Raw genomic sequence first — 15,963 nt, forward strand, 5'->3', positions numbered from 1 at the left:
ACGCGATCCGGGGGAGGTTCCGGGTCCCCCGGTCAGGCCCGGAAAGGCCATCGTATCGAGCCACGGGGCCCCGTGCTCACGCACCCGGGTGACGGAACGCGGCCGGGAACCCCTTCTCCGGGCCCCTTCCGCGAACGTACCCGCGCAAACGCCGAGGGCGGCCCCGGGAATTCCCGGGGCCGCCCCTGGTCCGGAATCCGTCGGATCCGGGCGGGCCGTCTCTCAGACGGTGATCAGCGCGGTGAGCGGAGCGCCCTTCAGGGCGGGTTCCAGGCGGCTGCGGCCCGGGAGGAAGCCCAGTTCCATGAGGACCGCGACGCCGGCGACCTCGGCGCCGGCGCGGCGGATCAGCTCGATGGAGGCCTCGGCGGTGCCGCCGGTGGCGAGGACGTCGTCGATGACCATGACGCGGTCGCCCGCGGCCAGGTCCTCGGCGTGCACCTCGATCTCGGCGGTGCCGTACTCCAGCTCGTACGCCTGCCGGAGCGTGGCCCCGGGGAGCTTGCCGGCCTTGCGGACCGGGACGAAGCCCAGGCCCGCGCGGACGGCGACCGGCGCCGCGAGGATGAAGCCGCGGGCCTCCAGGCCGACGATCTTCGTCGCGCCGTGCGCGGAGCACAGCGCGGCGAGGGCGTCGGTGAGGGCCGTGAACGCCTCCGGGTCCGCGAGCAGCGGCGTGATGTCCTTGAACAGCACGCCCGGCTTCGGGTAGTCGGGGACGTCGCGGATCCGGCTGAGCAGCAGGCCGGTCACGTCCTGGGCCTCGGCGGTCATCCTCGGCGCTCCCCGGCGCGGCCCCGGCGGGCGGCGGTGCGCGGTCCGACGACCGCGGCCTCGCCGGCGTCGGTGCCGTCGTCCAGGCCGTCCTCGCCGCGGGCGGCGGCGGTGGCCCGCTTGGCGAGGATCCGCTTCTTCAGGGCCTTCATCGCCGGCTCGCGCTCCTTGAGGTCGGCGACGAGCGGGGTGGCGATGAAGATCGAGGAGTAGGCACCGGCGGCCAGACCCACGAAGAGCGACAGCGAGATGTCGTTCAGCATGCCGGCGCCGAGGACGCCGCCGCCGATGAAGAGCAGGCCGGCGACGGGCAGCAGCGCCACCACGGTGGTGTTGATCGAGCGGACCAAGGTGCCGTTGATCGAGCGGTTGGCCAGCTCGCTGTAGGTGAAGCGGGTCTGCTTCGTGATGTCCTTCGTCTGCTCCTTGAGCGAGTCGAAGACGACGACGGTGTCGTACAGCGAGTAACCGAGGATGGTCAGCAGACCGATCACCGTGCCGACCGTGACCTCGAAGCCGACGAGCGAGTAGATGCCCACCGTGATCGTCAGGTCGTGGATCAGCGCGATCAGTGCCGCGACGGCCATGCGCCACTCGAAGGCGATCGCCAGATAGATCACCACGAGGATCATGAAGACGCCGAGGCCGGTCCACGCCTTGTTGGCGATCTGCTCGCCCCAGCTGGGGCCGACCAGCTCGGCGGCGATCTTGTCCTCGGCGACGTTCAGGTCCTTGGCCAGCTCGGTGCGGACCTGGTCGGACTGCTCGGTGTCGAGCCCGCCGACCTGGATGCGCAGGGAGCCGTTGCCGAGCTGCTGGACGATCGCGTCGTGGCCCGAGGCCTCCTCCGCGTACTCGGTGGCCTGGCTGACGGAGACGGCCGTCTTCGGGGTGGTGAAGACGGCGCCGCCCTGGAACTCGATGCCCATGTTGAGGCCGCGGACGGCCAGGGCGGCGATGGCCGTGATCGTGATCAGGATCGACAGGCCGTACCAGATCTTGCGGTTGCCGATGAAGTCGTAGCCGACCTCACCGCGGTGGAGCCGGGCGCCGAGATCTCCGAGCTTCGACATCTCACGCCTCCTTCGGGTCGACGGGGGCGGTCGTACGGCGGGTGCGGCGCAGCGGCGGCTTGGCGCCGAGGCTCTTCGGGTCCAGGCCGGACAGCTTGTGGCCGTTGCCGAAGAACGTGGTGCGGGCGAGCAGGGTCATCACCGGCTTGGTGAAGAGGAACACCACGACGACGTCGAGCAGGGTGGTCAGGCCGAGCGTGAACGCGAAGCCCTGAACCTTGCCGACGGTGACGATGAAGAGCACCGCGGCGGCGAGGAACGACACGAAGTCGGAGACCAGGATGGTGCGGCGGGCGCGCGGCCAGGCGCGCTCGACGGCCGGCCGCAGGGTGCGGCCCTCGCGGATCTCGTCGCGGATGCGCTCGAAGTACACGATGAACGAGTCCGCGGTGATGCCGATGGCGACGATGGCGCCGCAGACGGCCGGCAGGTTCAGCGCGAAGCCGATGGCCGGGCCGAGCAGGGCCATGATCACGTAGGTGAGCAGGGCGGAGACGCCGAGGCTGAGGATCGCGATGAACGACAGACCGCGGTAGTAGACCACCAGGTAGATGATGACCAGGGCGAGGCCGATGGCGCCGGCGATGAGACCGGCCTCCAGCTGCTCGCCGCCGAGGGCGGCGGTGACGGTGTCGACGCTCTGGGTGTCGAAGGAGAGCGGCAGGGCGCCGTAGGCCAGGATGTTGCCGAGGTCCTGGGCGGACTGCTGGTTGAAGCTGCCGGAGATCTGGGCGTTGGCGCTCAGCGTGGTCTGGACGCGGGGCGCCGAGACGACCTCGCCGTCGAGGACGATCGCGAACTGGTTCTGCGGCTCGGTCTGCTGCGAGAGCTTGCCGGTGATCGACTGGAACTTCTTCGAGCCGGCGTCCGTGAACTCCATGTCCACGATCCACTGGCCGGTCTGCTGGTCGATCGCCGCCTTGGCGTCGTCGACGTCACGGCCCTCGACCTCGGCGGGGCCGAGGATGTACTTCTCCCACTGGTCGATCGCGTTCTTGCCGCAGGCGACGATCGTGTCGGCGGGCTTGGTACCGGCCGCGGCGGCGGTGCGCTGCTTGGGGTCCAGGCAGTTCAGCGTGGCGAACTTCTGCTGGAGGGCGGCGGTGCCGGCGTCCGCCGACGGGGTCGGCTGCGGGGTGCCGCTCGCCTTCGGCGTGGCGCTCGCCTTCGGCGCGCCGGAGGCGGAGCCGGTGGGAGTGGGGGTGCCGGTGGCGCCCGGGGCCTTGAGGGCCTCGGAGAGGGCACGGCCCTGGGTGGAGGCGGTGGCGGTCGGCGTGGCCGACTTCTTCTCGCCCACCGAGGCGGAGGCGGAAGCGGAGGGCTTCGGCGTCGCCGATCCCGAAGGGGTCGCCGTCGGCGCGGCCTCGGGCGCGGCGGCCGCGACCGCGAGGACGGGCCGGAAGTAGAGCTGGGCGGTGGTGCCGACCTGCTCGCGGGCCTGCTTCTCGTTCGTCCCCTTGGGGATGTTCACGATGATGTTCTCGCGGCCCTGCGTCTGGACCTCGGCCTCGGAGACGCCGAGACCGTTGACACGGCGCTCGATGATGCCGACCGCCGTGTTCATGTTGGTCTCGTTGACCGCGGACTCCTGGCCGGGCTCCGCCTTGGCCTTGAGCGTGATCGACGTGCCGCCGGCGAGGTCGATGCCGAGGCGCGGGGTGGTGTGCCCCGACCAGAACATGCCGCCGGTGAGCGCGACCATGGCGATCAGAATGAGCGCCAGGGCGCGGCCGGGCCGGCTCTGTCCCCCCGCCGGCCTTCGGCCCTTCTTCGGTGCTGCCACCTGTCGTTTCTCCCTGTCCAAACCGTCCGTGCGCCGGGTGGGCGCACGGAGGCCACGAAGTGTGTGTGGGGACCATCCCCCGCAGACGTCGGACCGTGTCCGGCCGCGGCCGCGCCGGTGGGCGTGGGGCCGCGGTGCCGGTCGCGGCTTACTTCGCCTCGGTCTCGCCGTCGCCCTTGCCGTCCTTCTCGACCTCGGCCGGGTCCGACTTCTTCGTCAGATCGGCCTTCGGCGCCTCGTCGGCGGCCTCGGTCAGCGAGGAGGCGTCGTCCGGGACGACGGTCTCGGAGTCGTCGGCGGCGTCCTCGTCGGTGTCGCCGTGGACGATCCGGTTGTACTCGGCGTCGTCGAGGACCGCGCCGATGGCGTTCTTCGCGTAGACGGCGTGGACGCCGGGCGCGACCTCGAGCAGGACGGTCTCGTCCTGGATCTCCTTGACGGTGGCGTACATTCCCCCGATCGTGCGTACGCCGGTGCCGGGCTGCATCTGGTTGCGCATCTCCGCCGCCTGCTGCTGCTTCTTCTTGGCAGAGCGGGTCATCAGGAACATCGCCCCGATGAGCACGATGAACGGGAGGAGCATGCCGATGTTATTCACGGGACGGAAATCCTTCGCACGGTCACGGAGAACCCGCGGCCTGGTCTTCGGGGGTGGGTACGCCGACCAGAAAGGGCGGCATCGGCGGAGTCTAGGCGAGTCCGCATCGATGGAACAACGCCCAGCATGGCACCGTGGTTCCTCCTCGGGCGAGACTCCGCGCCGTCACCCACCCGTCACAGCGACCTCAGGCGCCGAAGAGCCCCTGTTGTCCGGAGCCCGCCGCTCCGCCGGCGCCCGCCGGGCCCGCTGCCTGCGGGGGGACCAGTCCGAGGTGGGTCCACGCGGCCGGTGTGGCGACCCGGCCGCGGGGCGTGCGCGCCAGGAGTCCCTCCCGTACGAGGAAGGGTTCGGCGACCTCCTCGACGGTCTCGCGCTCCTCCCCCACGGCGACGGCGAGGGTGGAGAGGCCGACGGGGCCGCCGCCGAAGAGCTTCAGCAGGGCCTCCAGGACGGCCCGGTCGAGGCGGTCGAGGCCGCGGTTGTCCACCTCGTACACGCCGAGGGCGGCGCCGGCGATGTCGCGGGTGATCACTCCGTCGGCCCTCACCTGGGCGTAGTCGCGGACCCGGCGCAGCAGCCGGTTGGCGATGCGGGGGGTGCCGCGGGAGCGGCCGGCGATCTCGGCGGCGCCGGCCGGGTCGATGACGACGTCGAGGAGGCCGGCGGAGCGGGTCACGACCCGCTCCAGCTCGTGCGGCTCGTAGAACTCCATGTGGGCGGTGAAGCCGAAGCGGTCGCGCAGCGGGGGCGGCAGCAGGCCGGCCCGGGTGGTGGCGCCGACGAGGGTGAAGGGCGGCAGGTCGAGGGGGATGGCGGTGGCGCCGGGGCCCTTGCCGACGATGACGTCGACGCGGAAGTCCTCCATCGCCATGTAGAGCATCTCCTCGGCGGGCCGGGACATCCGGTGGATCTCGTCGAGGAAGAGGATCTCGCCCTCCTGGAGGGAGGAGAGGATCGCGGCGAGGTCGCCGGCGTGCTGGATGGCGGGGCCCGAGGTGATCCTGATCGGCGCGTTCATCTCCGCGGCGATGATCATCGAGAGGGTGGTCTTGCCGAGGCCGGGGGCGCCGGAGAGCAGCACGTGGTCGGCGGTGGCGCCGCGCTGGCGGGCCGCCTTGAGGACGAGGTCGAGCTGCTGGCGGACCTTCTCCTGGCCGATGAACTCGCCGAGGTCCTTGGGGCGCAGGGCGGCCTCGACGGCCTGGTCGTCGCCCTCGGCGGCGGCGCCGACGATCCGCTCCTCGGCCGCGGTCGCCGTCTCGTCGTCGTCCCAGTTCACGGTGGTGTCTTCCTTCGTACGGGCGGGGTCGGCCGCGGTCAGCGGGCTCGGTTGAGCGTCTGGAGGGCGGCGCGCAGCAGCTGGGGCACCGGCGCGGAGCCGGTCTCGGCGAGCGCGGCCTCGGCCTGCGGGGTGACGGCGGCGACGGCCTCCTCGGCCTCGCGGCCCGCGTAGCCGAGGCCGACGAGGGCGGCGGTGAGCTGTTCGGTCCAGGGGGCCGGGCCGGTGGCGACGGCACGCTGCTGGCCGACGAGGCCGCTGCTGCCGAGGGGCTGGCCGAGCTTGTCCTTGAGCTCCAGGAGGAGCTTCTGGGCGCCCTTCTTCCCGATGCCGGGGACGGCCGTGAGGGCCTTCTCGTCGCCGGTGGAGACGGCGAGGCGGAGCGCGTCGGGGCTGTGGACCCCGAGCATGGCCTGGGCGAGCCGGGGGCCGACGCCGCTGGCGGTCTGGAGCAGCTCGAAGACCTGGCGCTCGTCGTCGTCGGCGAAGCCGTACAGGGTGAGGGAGTCCTCGCGGACGACGAGGGAGGTGGCGAGCCGGGCGTGCTCGCCGACCCGGAGGCCCGCCAGGGTGTTCGGCGTGCACTGGACGGCCATGCCGACGCCGCCGACCTCGACGACGGCGGTCGTGGGGGCGAGGGCGGCGACCGGGCCGCTGACGAAGGCGATCATGACGTGCGGCCTTTCGAGGCGTGCAGGGCGACGGCCTGCTGGAGGCGGTTCTGGGCGGGGGCGCGCCAGATGTGGCAGATGGCGAGGGCGAGGGCGTCGGCGGCGTCGGCCGGCTTGGGCGGGGCGGCGAGCCTCAGCACCCGGGTGACCATGGCGCCGACCTGGGCCTTGTCGGCGCGTCCCGAGCCGGTGACGGCGGCCTTGACCTCGCTGGGGGTGTGCAGGGCGACGGGGATGCCGCGCCGGGCGGCGCAGAGCATGGCGACCGCGCTGGCCTGGGCGGTGCCCATCACCGTACGGACGTTGTGCTGACTGAACACCCGCTCCACGGCGACCAGTTCGGGCTGGAAGCGGTCGATCCACTCTTCGAGGCCGCGCTCGATGCCGACGAGGCGGTGGCCGATGTCGGCCTCGGCGGGGGTGCGGACCACGCCGACCCCGAGCATGGTCAGCGGTCGTCCCGCGACGCCCTCGACGACGCCGACGCCACACCGGGTGAGCCCGGGATCCACCCCCAGTACGCGCACGCCCGCCCCTCCCTCGGATCCTTCGATCAGCTATTCGTGCAGGCTATCGGGTGCCACCGACAACGCAGCGGGCCGACGGGGGTGTGTTCCCCGTCGGCCCGCTGTCGGGAAGGCCGCGCTCAGGCGTCGACCTTCTCCATGACCTCGTCGCTGACGTCGAAGTTGGCGAAGACGTTCTGCACGTCGTCGCTGTCCTCCAGCGCGTCGATCAGCTTGAACATCTTGCGCGCGCCCTCCTCGTCGAGCTCGACCTGCATGGTCGGGACGAAGCTGGACTCGGCCGAGTCGTAGTCGATGCCGGCCTCCTGGAGCGCGGTGCGGACCGCGACCAGGTCGGTGGCCTCGCTGACGACCTCGAAGGACTCGCCGAGGTCGTTGACCTCCTCGGCGCCGGCGTCGAGCACGACCTCCAGGACGTCGTCCTCGGTCCGGTCGCCCTTGGGGAGCACGACGACGCCCTTGCGGTTGAACAGGTACGAGACGGAGCCCGGGTCGGCCATCGAACCGCCGTTGCGGGTCATGGCGACGCGCACGTCGGAGGCGGCGCGGTTGCGGTTGTCGGTGAGGCACTCGATGAGCACCGCGACGCCGTTCGGGCCGTAGCCCTCGTACATGATCGTCTGGTAGTCGACGCCGCCGGCCTCGAGGCCGCCGCCGCGCTTGACGGCCGAGTCGATGTTCTTGTTGGGAACGGACGACTTCTTGGCCTTCTGGATGGCGTCGAAGAGGGTCGGGTTGCCGTCCGGGTCGGCGCCGCCCGTGCGGGCCGCGACCTCGATGTTCTTGATCAGCTTCGCGAAGAGCTTGCCGCGCTTGGCGTCGATCACGGCCTTCTTGTGCTTCGTCGTAGCCCATTTAGAGTGGCCGGACATCTGCCTGTCTCCTTCGCGTAACCAACTTCTTGAACGAACCCCAGTGATCCTACCGGGACTCGTTCACCGCTCGGCGCGCACCATGTCGACGAAAAGCCCGTGGACGCGGTGGTCGCCGGTGAGCTCCGGGTGGAACGAGGTCGCGAGCGCGTTGCCCTGCCGGACGGCCACGATGTGGCCCTCGTGCTCGGCGAGCACCTCGGCCCCGGCCCCGACGGACTCGACCCACGGGGCGCGGATGAAGACGCCCTCGACGGGCGTGTCTATCCCGGCGACGGTGACGCCCGCCTCGAAGGACTCGTTCTGCCGTCCGAAGGCGTTGCGGCGCACGATCATGTCGATCCCGCCGAAGGTCTCCTGGCCCGAGCGCGGGTCGAGGATCTTGTCGGCGAGCATGATCAGGCCGGCGCAGGTGCCGTAGACCGGCATGCCCGCGGCGATCCGCTCGCGGACCGGCTCCATGAGGCCGAAGAGGACGGCCAGCTTGGAGATGGTGGTGGACTCGCCGCCGGGGAGGACCAGGCCGTCGACCTCGGCGAGCTCTTCGGGGCGCCGAACCGGCCTGGCCACGGCGTCCGCCGCGGCCAGGGCGATCAGGTGCTCCCGTACGTCGCCCTGGAGGGCCAGGACTCCGATCACGGGGGTGGTGCTCATCGGTGCTTACCAGCCCCGGTTGGCGTAGCGCTCGGACTCGGGGAGGGTGTCGCAGTTGATGCCGACCATGGCCTCGCCGAGGTTGCGGGACGCGTCCGCGATGACCTTCGGGTCGTCGTAGAAGGTGGTGGCCTTCACGATGGCGGCGGCGCGCTTGGCCGGGTCGCCGGACTTGAAGATGCCGGAGCCGACGAAGACGCCCTCGGCGCCGAGCTGGCGCATCAGCGCGGCGTCGGCCGGGGTGGCGACGCCACCGGCGGAGAACAGGACGACGGGGAGCTTGCCGAGCTCGGCGACCTCCTTGACGAGCTCGTACGGGGCGCGCAGCTCCTTGGCGGCGGCGAAGAGCTCGTTGTTGTCGAAGCCGCGCAGCTTGGCGATCTCGTTCTTGATCTGGCGCAGGTGGCGGACGGCCTCGACGACGTTGCCGGTGCCGGCCTCGCCCTTGGAGCGGATCATGGCCGCGCCCTCGGCGATGCGGCGCAGGGCCTCGCCCAGGTTGGTGGCGCCACAGACGAAGGGGGTGGTGAAGGCCCACTTGTCGGAGTGGTTGACCTCGTCGGCCGGGGTGAGGACCTCGGACTCGTCGATGTAGTCGACGCCGAGGGACTGGAGGACCTGGGCCTCGACGAAGTGGCCGATGCGGGACTTGGCCATCACCGGGATGGAGACCGCGCCGATGATCTCCTCGATCATGTTCGGGTCGGACATCCGGGCGACGCCGCCGTCCTTGCGGATGTCCGCGGGGACCCGCTCCAGGGCCATGACGGCCACGGCGCCGGCGTCCTCGGCGATCTTCGCCTGCTCGGCGTTGACCACGTCCATGATCACGCCGCCCTTGAGCTGCTCGGCCATGCCGCGCTTGACGCGCGCGGTGCCGGTCTCGGGGGACTGGGGGGTGGTGGAGCTGGACACGGGAACCTCACTCGTGACAACGGGTTCAACGGGACGTTGACGACTAGAGCGAGGAAACAGTCCACGAGGGGTCCACATCAAGGGCCAATGTGCAGCCTGTGGATCGTTTTCGGTTGAATCGGAGGCCGGAGTGGATCACGAAGGGCGATCTGCGAGGGCCACCGGCGGCTCGTCGTCCATTTCGAAGGCCATCGGGAAGGGCGCGTGGCCCGCGAGGCGGAACCAGCGGACCTTGCGGTGGCGGCGCAGCGCGCGGGCGGCCCGGACGGTGTCGTTGTGGAAGCGGCGGGCCATGGGGACGCGGCGGACCGCGGCGGCCAGTTCCCCGGCCGCCTCCTCGCCGCCGGGCGCCTCGCGGACGACCTCCACCTGCTCCGGCTCGCCGAAGACCGCGCGCAGGGCCTGGCTCAGCTCGCTCTCGGCGACCTCGCGGTGGTCCTCCTCGGCCTGCCGGGCCGCGTGCGCCGCCTCGTACAGCACGATCGAGGCGGCCGGATCGAGGACTCCGGAGGTGGCCAGTTCCTGGGTGACCGAGGCGCGGCGGAGCAGCTGGGCGTCGAGGGCGGCGCGCGCCGCGTCGATGCGGGTGTGCAGCCGGTCGAGCCGACCGGCGGTCCAGCTGAGGTAGACGCCGATGAGGATCAGCGCGGCGACGGTCCAGATGAGGGTTTCGGTCACGGGCGCACAGGCTACCCGGGCGGTGGCAGCACCCCTTCCCGGACGGCGTGGTCGTGGGCGAACAGGACGCGCACCGGCCGGCCGTCCGCGAGCGCGGCGAGCCGGTCGAGCCAGGGCCGGTACGGCGTCCCGAACTCGGCCTCGGTGTCGTACGCCTGCCCCGCGAGGACCGTCACGCGGTCGCCGTGGTCGAGGACGAGCGACTGGTGTCCGTCGACGTGCCCCGGCGTCGGCACGATCCGTATACCGGGGGCGAGTTCGTGCTCCCCGTCGATCTCCGTCCAGGCGACGCCGGGCAGGAGGCTGTCGATGGTGTACGCGCCCGCCCGCGCGGTGGCGAGCTCGCGGCGCTGCACGAAGGCGGGGGTGCCGGGGAAGCGCTGGTTGCCGCCGATGTGGTCGAAGTGGAGGTGGCAGTTGACGATCGCGTCGACCTCTGCGGGTGGCACGGTGAGCGGCCGGCGGGCGATCTGGTAGTGGGCGTCGGCCTCCGGCGAGCCCTCGCCCATTCCGGTGTCGAACAGCACGGTGCCGGCGGGGTGCCGGACGAGGTACGCGAGGGCGGGCTCCTCGCGCGCGTGGGGGCCGTCCCACTCGTCGGCGGGGCGGACGAAGCGTCCGAGATCGAGCCGCGTGACGTGAATCATGCAAGCAGGGTGCGCCACGGCCCCCGCGGTGGGCGTGGGTTCCGCCAGGGGCGGAACGGGCGGACACGACGGAACGGCACCTCTGCGGGTGCCTCCGCACCCGTTGCCCGCACCCGCACCGGATGTGCGCCGTGCTCGTGGTGCGGGTTCAGGCGCGGAGAGCCCGGGCCCGCGGAGGGGCGCCGTCCCGGAGCCCACCCGCCCCGCCCTCGCGGACGTACGCCCACGGGGACGGCGGCGCGCGGGTCTACAGACCCAGGCGGGCGCGGAGGCCGGTGGTCTTCTCGTCCGTGTCGACGGCGGCCGCGCCGTCCGTGACCGTCTCGTACACCGCCAGGATGTCCGCACCGACCGTCGACCAGTCGAACCGCCGCACGTGCGCCGAGCCGCGCGCGCTGAGCGCCGCGCGGCGGGCGGGGTCGGCGAGCAGCCGGATCGCCGCGTCCGCGAGCGCGTCCGCGTCCTCGTTGGCGAACAGCTCCCCCGCCGCCCCCTGGTCCAGGACCTGCGCGAACGCGTCCAGGTCGGCCGCGAGGACCGGCGCCCCGGCGGACAGCGCCTCGACGAGGATGATGCCGAAGGACTCTCCGCCGGTGTTGGGCGCCACGTACACGTCGACGCTGCGCAGCAGCCGCGCCTTGTCCTCGTCGCTGACCATGCCGAGGAACTCCACCCGGGAGCGCATCTCGGGCGGCAGCGTCGCCACCGCCTCCTCCTCGTCGCCACGCCCGGCGACCAGGAGGCGGGCACCGGGGCGCTCGGTGAGGATCCGGGGCAGCGCCTTCATCAGGACCGGCAGGCCCTTGCGGGGTTCGTCGATGCGGCCGATGAAGCCCAGCGTCTCCCCCTGCCACTCCGCCTTCGGCTCCGCGCCGGCGAAGAAGCCGACGTCGACGCCGTTGGGGATGACGACGGCGTCGCCGCCGAGGTGCTCCACCAGCGTCCGGCGGGCGTACTCGCTGACCGCGATCCGGGCGCTGATCTTCTCCAGCGCCGGCTGGAGGATCGGGTAGGCGGCGAGCATCGCCCGGGAGCGCGGGTTCGAGGTGTGGAAGGTGGCGACGATCGGGCCCTGCGCCGCCCAGCAGGTGAGCAGGCCCAGCGAGGGCGAGGTCGGCTCGTGGATGTGGACGACGTCGAAGGTGCCGTCGTGCAGCCAGCGGCGGACCCGCGCGGCGGAGAGGAAGCCGAAGCTGAGCCGGGCGACCGAGCCGTTGTACGAGACGGGCACGGCGCGGCCGGCGGAGACGACGTACGGCGGCAGCGGGGTGTCGTCGTCGGCGGGGGCCAGCACGGAGACCTCGTGCCCCAGCCGGATCAGGTGCTCCGCGAGGTCGCGGATGTGGAACTGGACGCCGCCCGGTACGTCCCAGGAGTAGGGGCAGACGATTCCGATCCTCACGAAGTGCGCTCCTCCAGGTCGGCCGCCCAGAGGCGCTGGAGCATGTGCCAGTCCTCCGGGTGGTCCGCGATGGCCCCGGCGAAGGTGTCGGCGAGGGCCTGTGTCATGAGGGACGCCTTCTCGCCGCGGGTACCTGACTCGGGCACCTCCACGGGCGCGTGCACCTCGCCGCGCATGAGGTCGTCGTCGTACCAGAGGGTCACCGGCATCAGGAGCGCGCCGGTCCGGAGGGCCAGCATGGCCGGCCCCGCGGGCATCCGGGCGGCCTCGCCGAAGAAGGAGACCTCGACGCCGGAGGCGGACAGGTCGCGGTCGGCGACCAGGCAGACCAGGCCGCCGCCGCGCAGTCGGCGGGCGAGGATCCCGAAGGCGGCGCCGCCGGTGTGCGGGAGCACCTCCATGCCGAGGGACTCGCGGTAGGCGACGAAGCGGTCGTACAGCGACTCCGGCCTGAGCCGTTCGGCGACGGTGGTGAAGGGGACGCCGAGGGCGCGGGTCACCCAGACGCCGGCCAGGTCCCAGTTGGCCATGTGCGGCAGGGCGACGATCACGCCGCGGTCGGACGCCAAGGCGTCCTTCAGGATGTCCTCGCCCTTGATCGTGACGCTGTTCGCGGCCCGCTCGCGGCTCCAGGCGGGCAGCCGGAAGGACTCCATCCAGTAGCGCATGTACGAGCGCATGCCGGCCCGGGACAGCTCGGCGAGGCGCTCGGGCGTGGCGTCGGGCACCACGCGCGCGAGGTTGGCCTCCAGGCGCAGCACGCCCTTGCCGCGCCGCTTCCAGGCGAGGTCCGCGATCTTCCGGCCGAGGCCCCTGGCCACCGGTTCCGGGAGCTTCTTGACGGTGGCCCAGCCGAGGCCGTAGAGCCCGTCGGCCACCTTGTCCTTGAGCGCGCTCACGTCGCCGCCGCCCCGTTTCCCCCCGCGGCCGCGGCGGCGTCCGCCTCGGCCGACTCCCTGCGTACCGTCACGACGCGCTGCCCCAGGGTGACGGCCGAGCCGGCGGCCACGATCCACAGCGCGATGGGCAGCAGCACGTCGATCCCCGGCACGCCGAAGGCGTGCAGCCCGGCGAGACCGGCGGCGACCAGCGAGATCACGAGCCGTTCGGCCCGCTCGATCAGGCCGTTCACCGCGACCGGCAGGCCGATCGACTCGCCGCGCGCCTTGGTGTACGAGACGACCTGGCCGCTCGCCAGACAGAAGATCGACACCGCGCACAGCACGTTGTCGTCGCCCTTGCCCGCGTACCAGAGGGCGAAGCCGCCGAAGATCGCCCCGTCGGCGACCCGGTCGAGGGTCGAGTCGAGGAAGGCGCCCCAGCGGCTGGAGATCCCGGCCTGCCGGGCCATGTTGCCGTCGACGAGGTCGGAGAAGACGAAGAGGGTGATGACGATCGTGCCCCAGAAGAACTCGCCCCTGGGGAAGAAGACCAGCGCACCGGCGACCACTCCCGCCGTGCCGATCAGTGTCACGGCGTCGGGGCTGACGCCCCGGCGGAGCAGAAACGCGGCGAACGGTGTGAGGACACGCGTGAAAAACGCACGCGCGTACTTGTTCAGCATGGCCTTCCCGAGGTTTCGGCGGGCCGCGCGGTCCCATGACCACCGGCTCACCCATCGTAGCCACGCGCGCGGCGCCGCACGGGAGCGCACCCGCCCCGACGCGTCACGGTACCCCCGGGGGCCCACCGGTGTACGACGGATGGACGCGTCACGGTGTCAGTGCAAAGCTCGAAGGAGCACCCCGCGGGCACCGCCGGGGCCGCACCGCGAAGCCGCTCCCCCGCGCCCGCTCCCCTCACCGCCCCGCAGCCGGGAGGACATCATGGGCGACAAGGCGCACACCCCCGCCGGAGCCGCCGGCAGGGCACCGACGGCCGACCGGCCCTCGGACGTACGGAACGTGGTGCTGGTCGGCCACAGCGGCTCGGGCAAGACGACGCTGGTCGAGGCGCTCGCCCAGACCGCCGGGGCGCTCGGCAGGCCCGGCCGGGTCGAGGACGGGGCGACCGTCTCCGACTACGACGAGATCGAGCACCGCCGGCACCGCTCCGTCCAGCTCTCCCTCGTGCCGGTCGGATGGGACGGCATCAAGATCAATCTGCTCGACACCCCCGGATACGCCGACTTCGTCGGAGAGCTGAGGGCCGGTCTGCGCGCGGCGGACGCGGCCCTCTTCGTCGTGTCGGCCGCCCAGGAGGCGGACGCGATCGCCGCCTCCACCCGGATGGTCTGGGAGGAGTGCGCGGCCGTCGGCATGCCGCGCGCGATCGTCGTCACCCACCTCGACACCGCCCGCACGGACTTCGGGGAGCTGACCCGGGTCTGCGCGGAACTCTTCGGAGGCGACGACCCGGACGCCGTGCTGCCGCTCCACCTGCCGGTGCGCGGCCCGGAGGGCGCCGACGGCCACGCCGCCGCCACCGGCCTGATCGACCTCCTCGCCGAGCGGGTCTTCGACTACACGACCGGGGTCAGGAGCGAGCGGCCGCCCGGGGACGACGAACGGGAGACGATCGCCGCGGCGCGGTCCCGGCTCATCGAGGGGATCATCGCCGAGAGCGAGGACGAGACCCTGATGGACCGTTATCTGGGCGGCGAGGAGATCGACGTCGGCACCCTCGTCGCCGACCTGGAGAAGGCGGTCGCCCGGGGCGGCTTCCACCCGGTGCTCGCGGCGGCCCCCGCCGCCGAGGGCGCGGGACAGGGCCTCGGCACCGTCGAACTCCTGGAGCTCGTCACCCGCGGCTTCCCCTCCCCGCTGGAGCACGAGCCGCCCGCCGTCACCACCCCGGACGGCGAGCCCCGCCCGCCGCTCGCCTGCGACCCCGACGGGCCGCTGGTCGCCGAGGTCGTGAAGACCGCCACCGACCCCTACCAGGGCCGGATCTCCCTGGTCAGGGTCTTCTCCGGCACGCTCCGCCCCGACGACACCGTGCACGTCTCCGGCCACGGCCTCGCCGGGCGCGGCCACGAGGACCACGACGTCGACGAGCGGATCGGCGCCCTCACCTCCCCCTTCGGCAGGCAGCAGCGGCCGATGGCGCACTGCGTCGCCGGGGACCTCGCCTGCGTGGCACGGCTCGGCCGGGCCGAGACCGGCGACACCCTGTCCGCGAAGGACGATCCCCTCCTGATCGAGCCGTGGCCGATGCCCGAACCGCTGCTGCCGATCGCCGTCGAGGCGCACGGCAAGGCCGACGAGGACCGGCTCTCGCAGGGCCTGGCCAAGCTGGTCGCCGAGGACCCGACCCTGCGCCTGGAGCAGAACCAGGACACCGGCCAGGTCGTCCTCTGGTGCCTGGGCGAGGCGCACCAGGACGTCGTCCTGGAGCGGCTGCGCGGGCGCTACGGGGTGCGGGTGGACGCGGTGCCGTACCGCGTGCCGCTGCGCGAGACCTTCGGCGCCCCCGCCTCCGGCCGCGGACGGCACGTCAAACAGTCCGGCGGACACGGCCAGTTCGCGATCTGCGAGATCGACGTCGAACCCCTCCCTCCGGGCAGCGGCGTCGAGTTCGTCGACAAGGTGGTGGGCGGCGCGGTACCGCGCGCGTTCATCGGCTCCGTGGAGAAGGGCGTACGGGCCCAGGCCGCGCGCGGGGTCGCCGCCGGGCATCCGCTCGTCGACGTCCGGATCACCCTCAAGGACGGCAAGGCCCACTCGGTGGACTCCTCCGACGCCGCCTTCCAGACGGCCGGCGCGCTCGCCCTGCGCGAGGCGGCGGCCGAGGCCCCGGTGCACCTCCTGGAGCCGGTCGCGGAGGTCCGGGTGCTGGTGCCCGACGAGTACGTGGGCGCCGTGATGGGCGACCTGTCCGGGCGGCGCGGCCGGGTCGTCGGCACCGACCGGGCGGGGCCGGGCCGCACGGTGGTCAGGGCCGAGGTCCCGGAGATCGAGATCGGGCGGTACGCGATCGACCTGCGGTCCGTCTCGCACGGCACGGGCCGCTTCGACCGGAGCTACGCCCGGCACGAACCGATGCCCTCCCAGATCGCCGAACGCCTCCGCCAACAAGCCGGCAAAGCCGCCTAGTCAACCCGGCGACAGCGGTCCCGTCCGCCCGGCACCGTACCGGGCGGACGGGT

At 72.5% G+C, this 15,963-nt stretch carries 16 protein-coding genes; 1 reads left to right on the top strand and 15 read right to left on the bottom strand.

The window, feature by feature from the left end:
- Positions 1–222 precede the first annotated feature (222 nt).
- From ACFZCF_RS22900 to pgsA, 15 genes are all read right to left on the bottom strand, one after another.
- Entirely contained in the window at positions 223–774 is a 552-nt protein-coding gene (locus ACFZCF_RS22900; RefSeq protein WP_388446802.1) for an adenine phosphoribosyltransferase, read from the bottom strand.
- Entirely contained in the window at positions 771–1,847 is a 1,077-nt protein-coding gene (secF, locus tag ACFZCF_RS22905) for a protein translocase subunit SecF (protein WP_388446805.1), read from the bottom strand. Before secF ends, ACFZCF_RS22900 begins: the two co-directional genes overlap by 4 nt.
- A gap of 1 nt (position 1,848) precedes the next feature.
- Positions 1,849–3,630, bottom strand: coding sequence for a protein translocase subunit SecD (secD, locus tag ACFZCF_RS22910; RefSeq protein WP_388446808.1), 1,782 nt, complete (start codon positions 3,628–3,630; stop codon positions 1,849–1,851).
- 148 nt (positions 3,631–3,778) lie between these two features.
- The gene (yajC, locus tag ACFZCF_RS22915; protein WP_388447359.1) at positions 3,779–4,213 is read right to left on the bottom strand and encodes a preprotein translocase subunit YajC; all 435 of its coding nucleotides are present in this window, start codon (positions 4,211–4,213) and stop codon (positions 3,779–3,781) included.
- A gap of 202 nt (positions 4,214–4,415) precedes the next feature.
- Positions 4,416–5,510: a Holliday junction branch migration DNA helicase RuvB gene (gene ruvB / locus ACFZCF_RS22920; RefSeq protein WP_391288425.1), complete on the bottom strand. Its 1,095-nt coding sequence runs from the start codon at positions 5,508–5,510 to the stop codon at positions 4,416–4,418.
- A gap of 38 nt (positions 5,511–5,548) precedes the next feature.
- Positions 5,549–6,181, bottom strand: coding sequence for a Holliday junction branch migration protein RuvA (gene ruvA / locus ACFZCF_RS22925; protein ID WP_388446814.1), 633 nt, complete (start codon positions 6,179–6,181; stop codon positions 5,549–5,551).
- Positions 6,178–6,708 (bottom strand): crossover junction endodeoxyribonuclease RuvC, encoded by a 531-nt coding sequence (gene ruvC, locus ACFZCF_RS22930; protein ID WP_388446817.1) that lies wholly within the window; start codon positions 6,706–6,708, stop codon positions 6,178–6,180. Before ruvC ends, ruvA begins: the two co-directional genes overlap by 4 nt.
- A gap of 119 nt (positions 6,709–6,827) precedes the next feature.
- Positions 6,828–7,580: a YebC/PmpR family DNA-binding transcriptional regulator gene (locus tag ACFZCF_RS22935; protein ID WP_388446820.1), complete on the bottom strand. Its 753-nt coding sequence runs from the start codon at positions 7,578–7,580 to the stop codon at positions 6,828–6,830.
- Between the two features lie 63 nt (positions 7,581–7,643).
- Positions 7,644–8,234, bottom strand: coding sequence for a pyridoxal 5'-phosphate synthase glutaminase subunit PdxT (gene pdxT, locus ACFZCF_RS22940; protein ID WP_388446823.1), 591 nt, complete (start codon positions 8,232–8,234; stop codon positions 7,644–7,646).
- Between the two features lie 6 nt (positions 8,235–8,240).
- Complete coding sequence (gene pdxS, locus ACFZCF_RS22945) at positions 8,241–9,149, bottom strand: pyridoxal 5'-phosphate synthase lyase subunit PdxS (protein ID WP_030745427.1); 909 nt, start codon at positions 9,147–9,149, stop codon at positions 8,241–8,243.
- A 135-nt stretch (positions 9,150–9,284) separates the two neighbouring features.
- On the bottom strand, positions 9,285–9,827 hold the full coding sequence (locus ACFZCF_RS22950; RefSeq protein WP_388446827.1) for a hypothetical protein: 543 nt from the start codon (positions 9,825–9,827) through the stop codon (positions 9,285–9,287).
- An 11-nt stretch (positions 9,828–9,838) separates the two neighbouring features.
- The gene (locus ACFZCF_RS22955) at positions 9,839–10,474 is read right to left on the bottom strand and encodes an MBL fold metallo-hydrolase (protein WP_391288430.1); all 636 of its coding nucleotides are present in this window, start codon (positions 10,472–10,474) and stop codon (positions 9,839–9,841) included.
- Between the two features lie 247 nt (positions 10,475–10,721).
- The gene (locus tag ACFZCF_RS22960) at positions 10,722–11,876 is read right to left on the bottom strand and encodes a glycosyltransferase family 4 protein (RefSeq protein WP_388446833.1); all 1,155 of its coding nucleotides are present in this window, start codon (positions 11,874–11,876) and stop codon (positions 10,722–10,724) included.
- The gene (locus tag ACFZCF_RS22965; RefSeq protein ID WP_388446835.1) at positions 11,873–12,775 is read right to left on the bottom strand and encodes a phosphatidylinositol mannoside acyltransferase; all 903 of its coding nucleotides are present in this window, start codon (positions 12,773–12,775) and stop codon (positions 11,873–11,875) included. Before ACFZCF_RS22965 ends, ACFZCF_RS22960 begins: the two co-directional genes overlap by 4 nt.
- Positions 12,772–13,440 carry a phosphatidylinositol phosphate synthase gene (gene pgsA, locus ACFZCF_RS22970; protein WP_388446838.1) on the bottom strand — a complete coding sequence of 223 codons (669 nt, stop codon included), beginning with the start codon at positions 13,438–13,440 and terminating at the stop codon, positions 12,772–12,774. Before pgsA ends, ACFZCF_RS22965 begins: the two co-directional genes overlap by 4 nt.
- Before the next feature lie 262 nt (positions 13,441–13,702).
- Here pgsA and ACFZCF_RS22975 point away from each other — a divergent pair, with 262 nt between their 5' ends.
- Positions 13,703–15,910 (top strand): elongation factor G-like protein EF-G2, encoded by a 2,208-nt coding sequence (locus ACFZCF_RS22975; protein WP_391288432.1) that lies wholly within the window; start codon positions 13,703–13,705, stop codon positions 15,908–15,910.
- The last annotated feature ends 53 nt before the right edge of the window (positions 15,911–15,963 follow it).

Source organism: Streptomyces sp. NPDC007945 (genome assembly GCF_042958885.1).
Taxonomy (GTDB): domain Bacteria; phylum Actinomycetota; class Actinomycetes; order Streptomycetales; family Streptomycetaceae; genus Streptomyces.

Excerpts from the sequence above, each read along its gene's own strand:
- ruvA (WP_388446814.1), bottom strand. The coding sequence starts at position 6,181 with ATGATCGCCTTCGTCAGCGGCCCGGTCGCCGCCCTCGCCCCCACGACC.
- secF (WP_388446805.1), bottom strand. The coding sequence starts at position 1,847 with ATGTCGAAGCTCGGAGATCTCGGCGCCCGGCTCCACCGCGGTGAGGTC.
- pdxT (WP_388446823.1), bottom strand. The coding sequence starts at position 8,234 with ATGAGCACCACCCCCGTGATCGGAGTCCTGGCCCTCCAGGGCGACGTA.
- ACFZCF_RS22900 (WP_388446802.1), bottom strand. The coding sequence starts at position 774 with ATGACCGCCGAGGCCCAGGACGTGACCGGCCTGCTGCTCAGCCGGATC.
- ACFZCF_RS22935 (WP_388446820.1), bottom strand. The coding sequence starts at position 7,580 with ATGTCCGGCCACTCTAAATGGGCTACGACGAAGCACAAGAAGGCCGTG.
- ACFZCF_RS22955 (WP_391288430.1), bottom strand. The coding sequence starts at position 10,474 with ATGATTCACGTCACGCGGCTCGATCTCGGACGCTTCGTCCGCCCCGCC.
- ACFZCF_RS22975 (WP_391288432.1), top strand. The coding sequence starts at position 13,703 with ATGGGCGACAAGGCGCACACCCCCGCCGGAGCCGCCGGCAGGGCACCG.
- pgsA (WP_388446838.1), bottom strand. The coding sequence starts at position 13,440 with ATGCTGAACAAGTACGCGCGTGCGTTTTTCACGCGTGTCCTCACACCG.
- yajC (WP_388447359.1), bottom strand. The coding sequence starts at position 4,213 with ATGCTCCTCCCGTTCATCGTGCTCATCGGGGCGATGTTCCTGATGACC.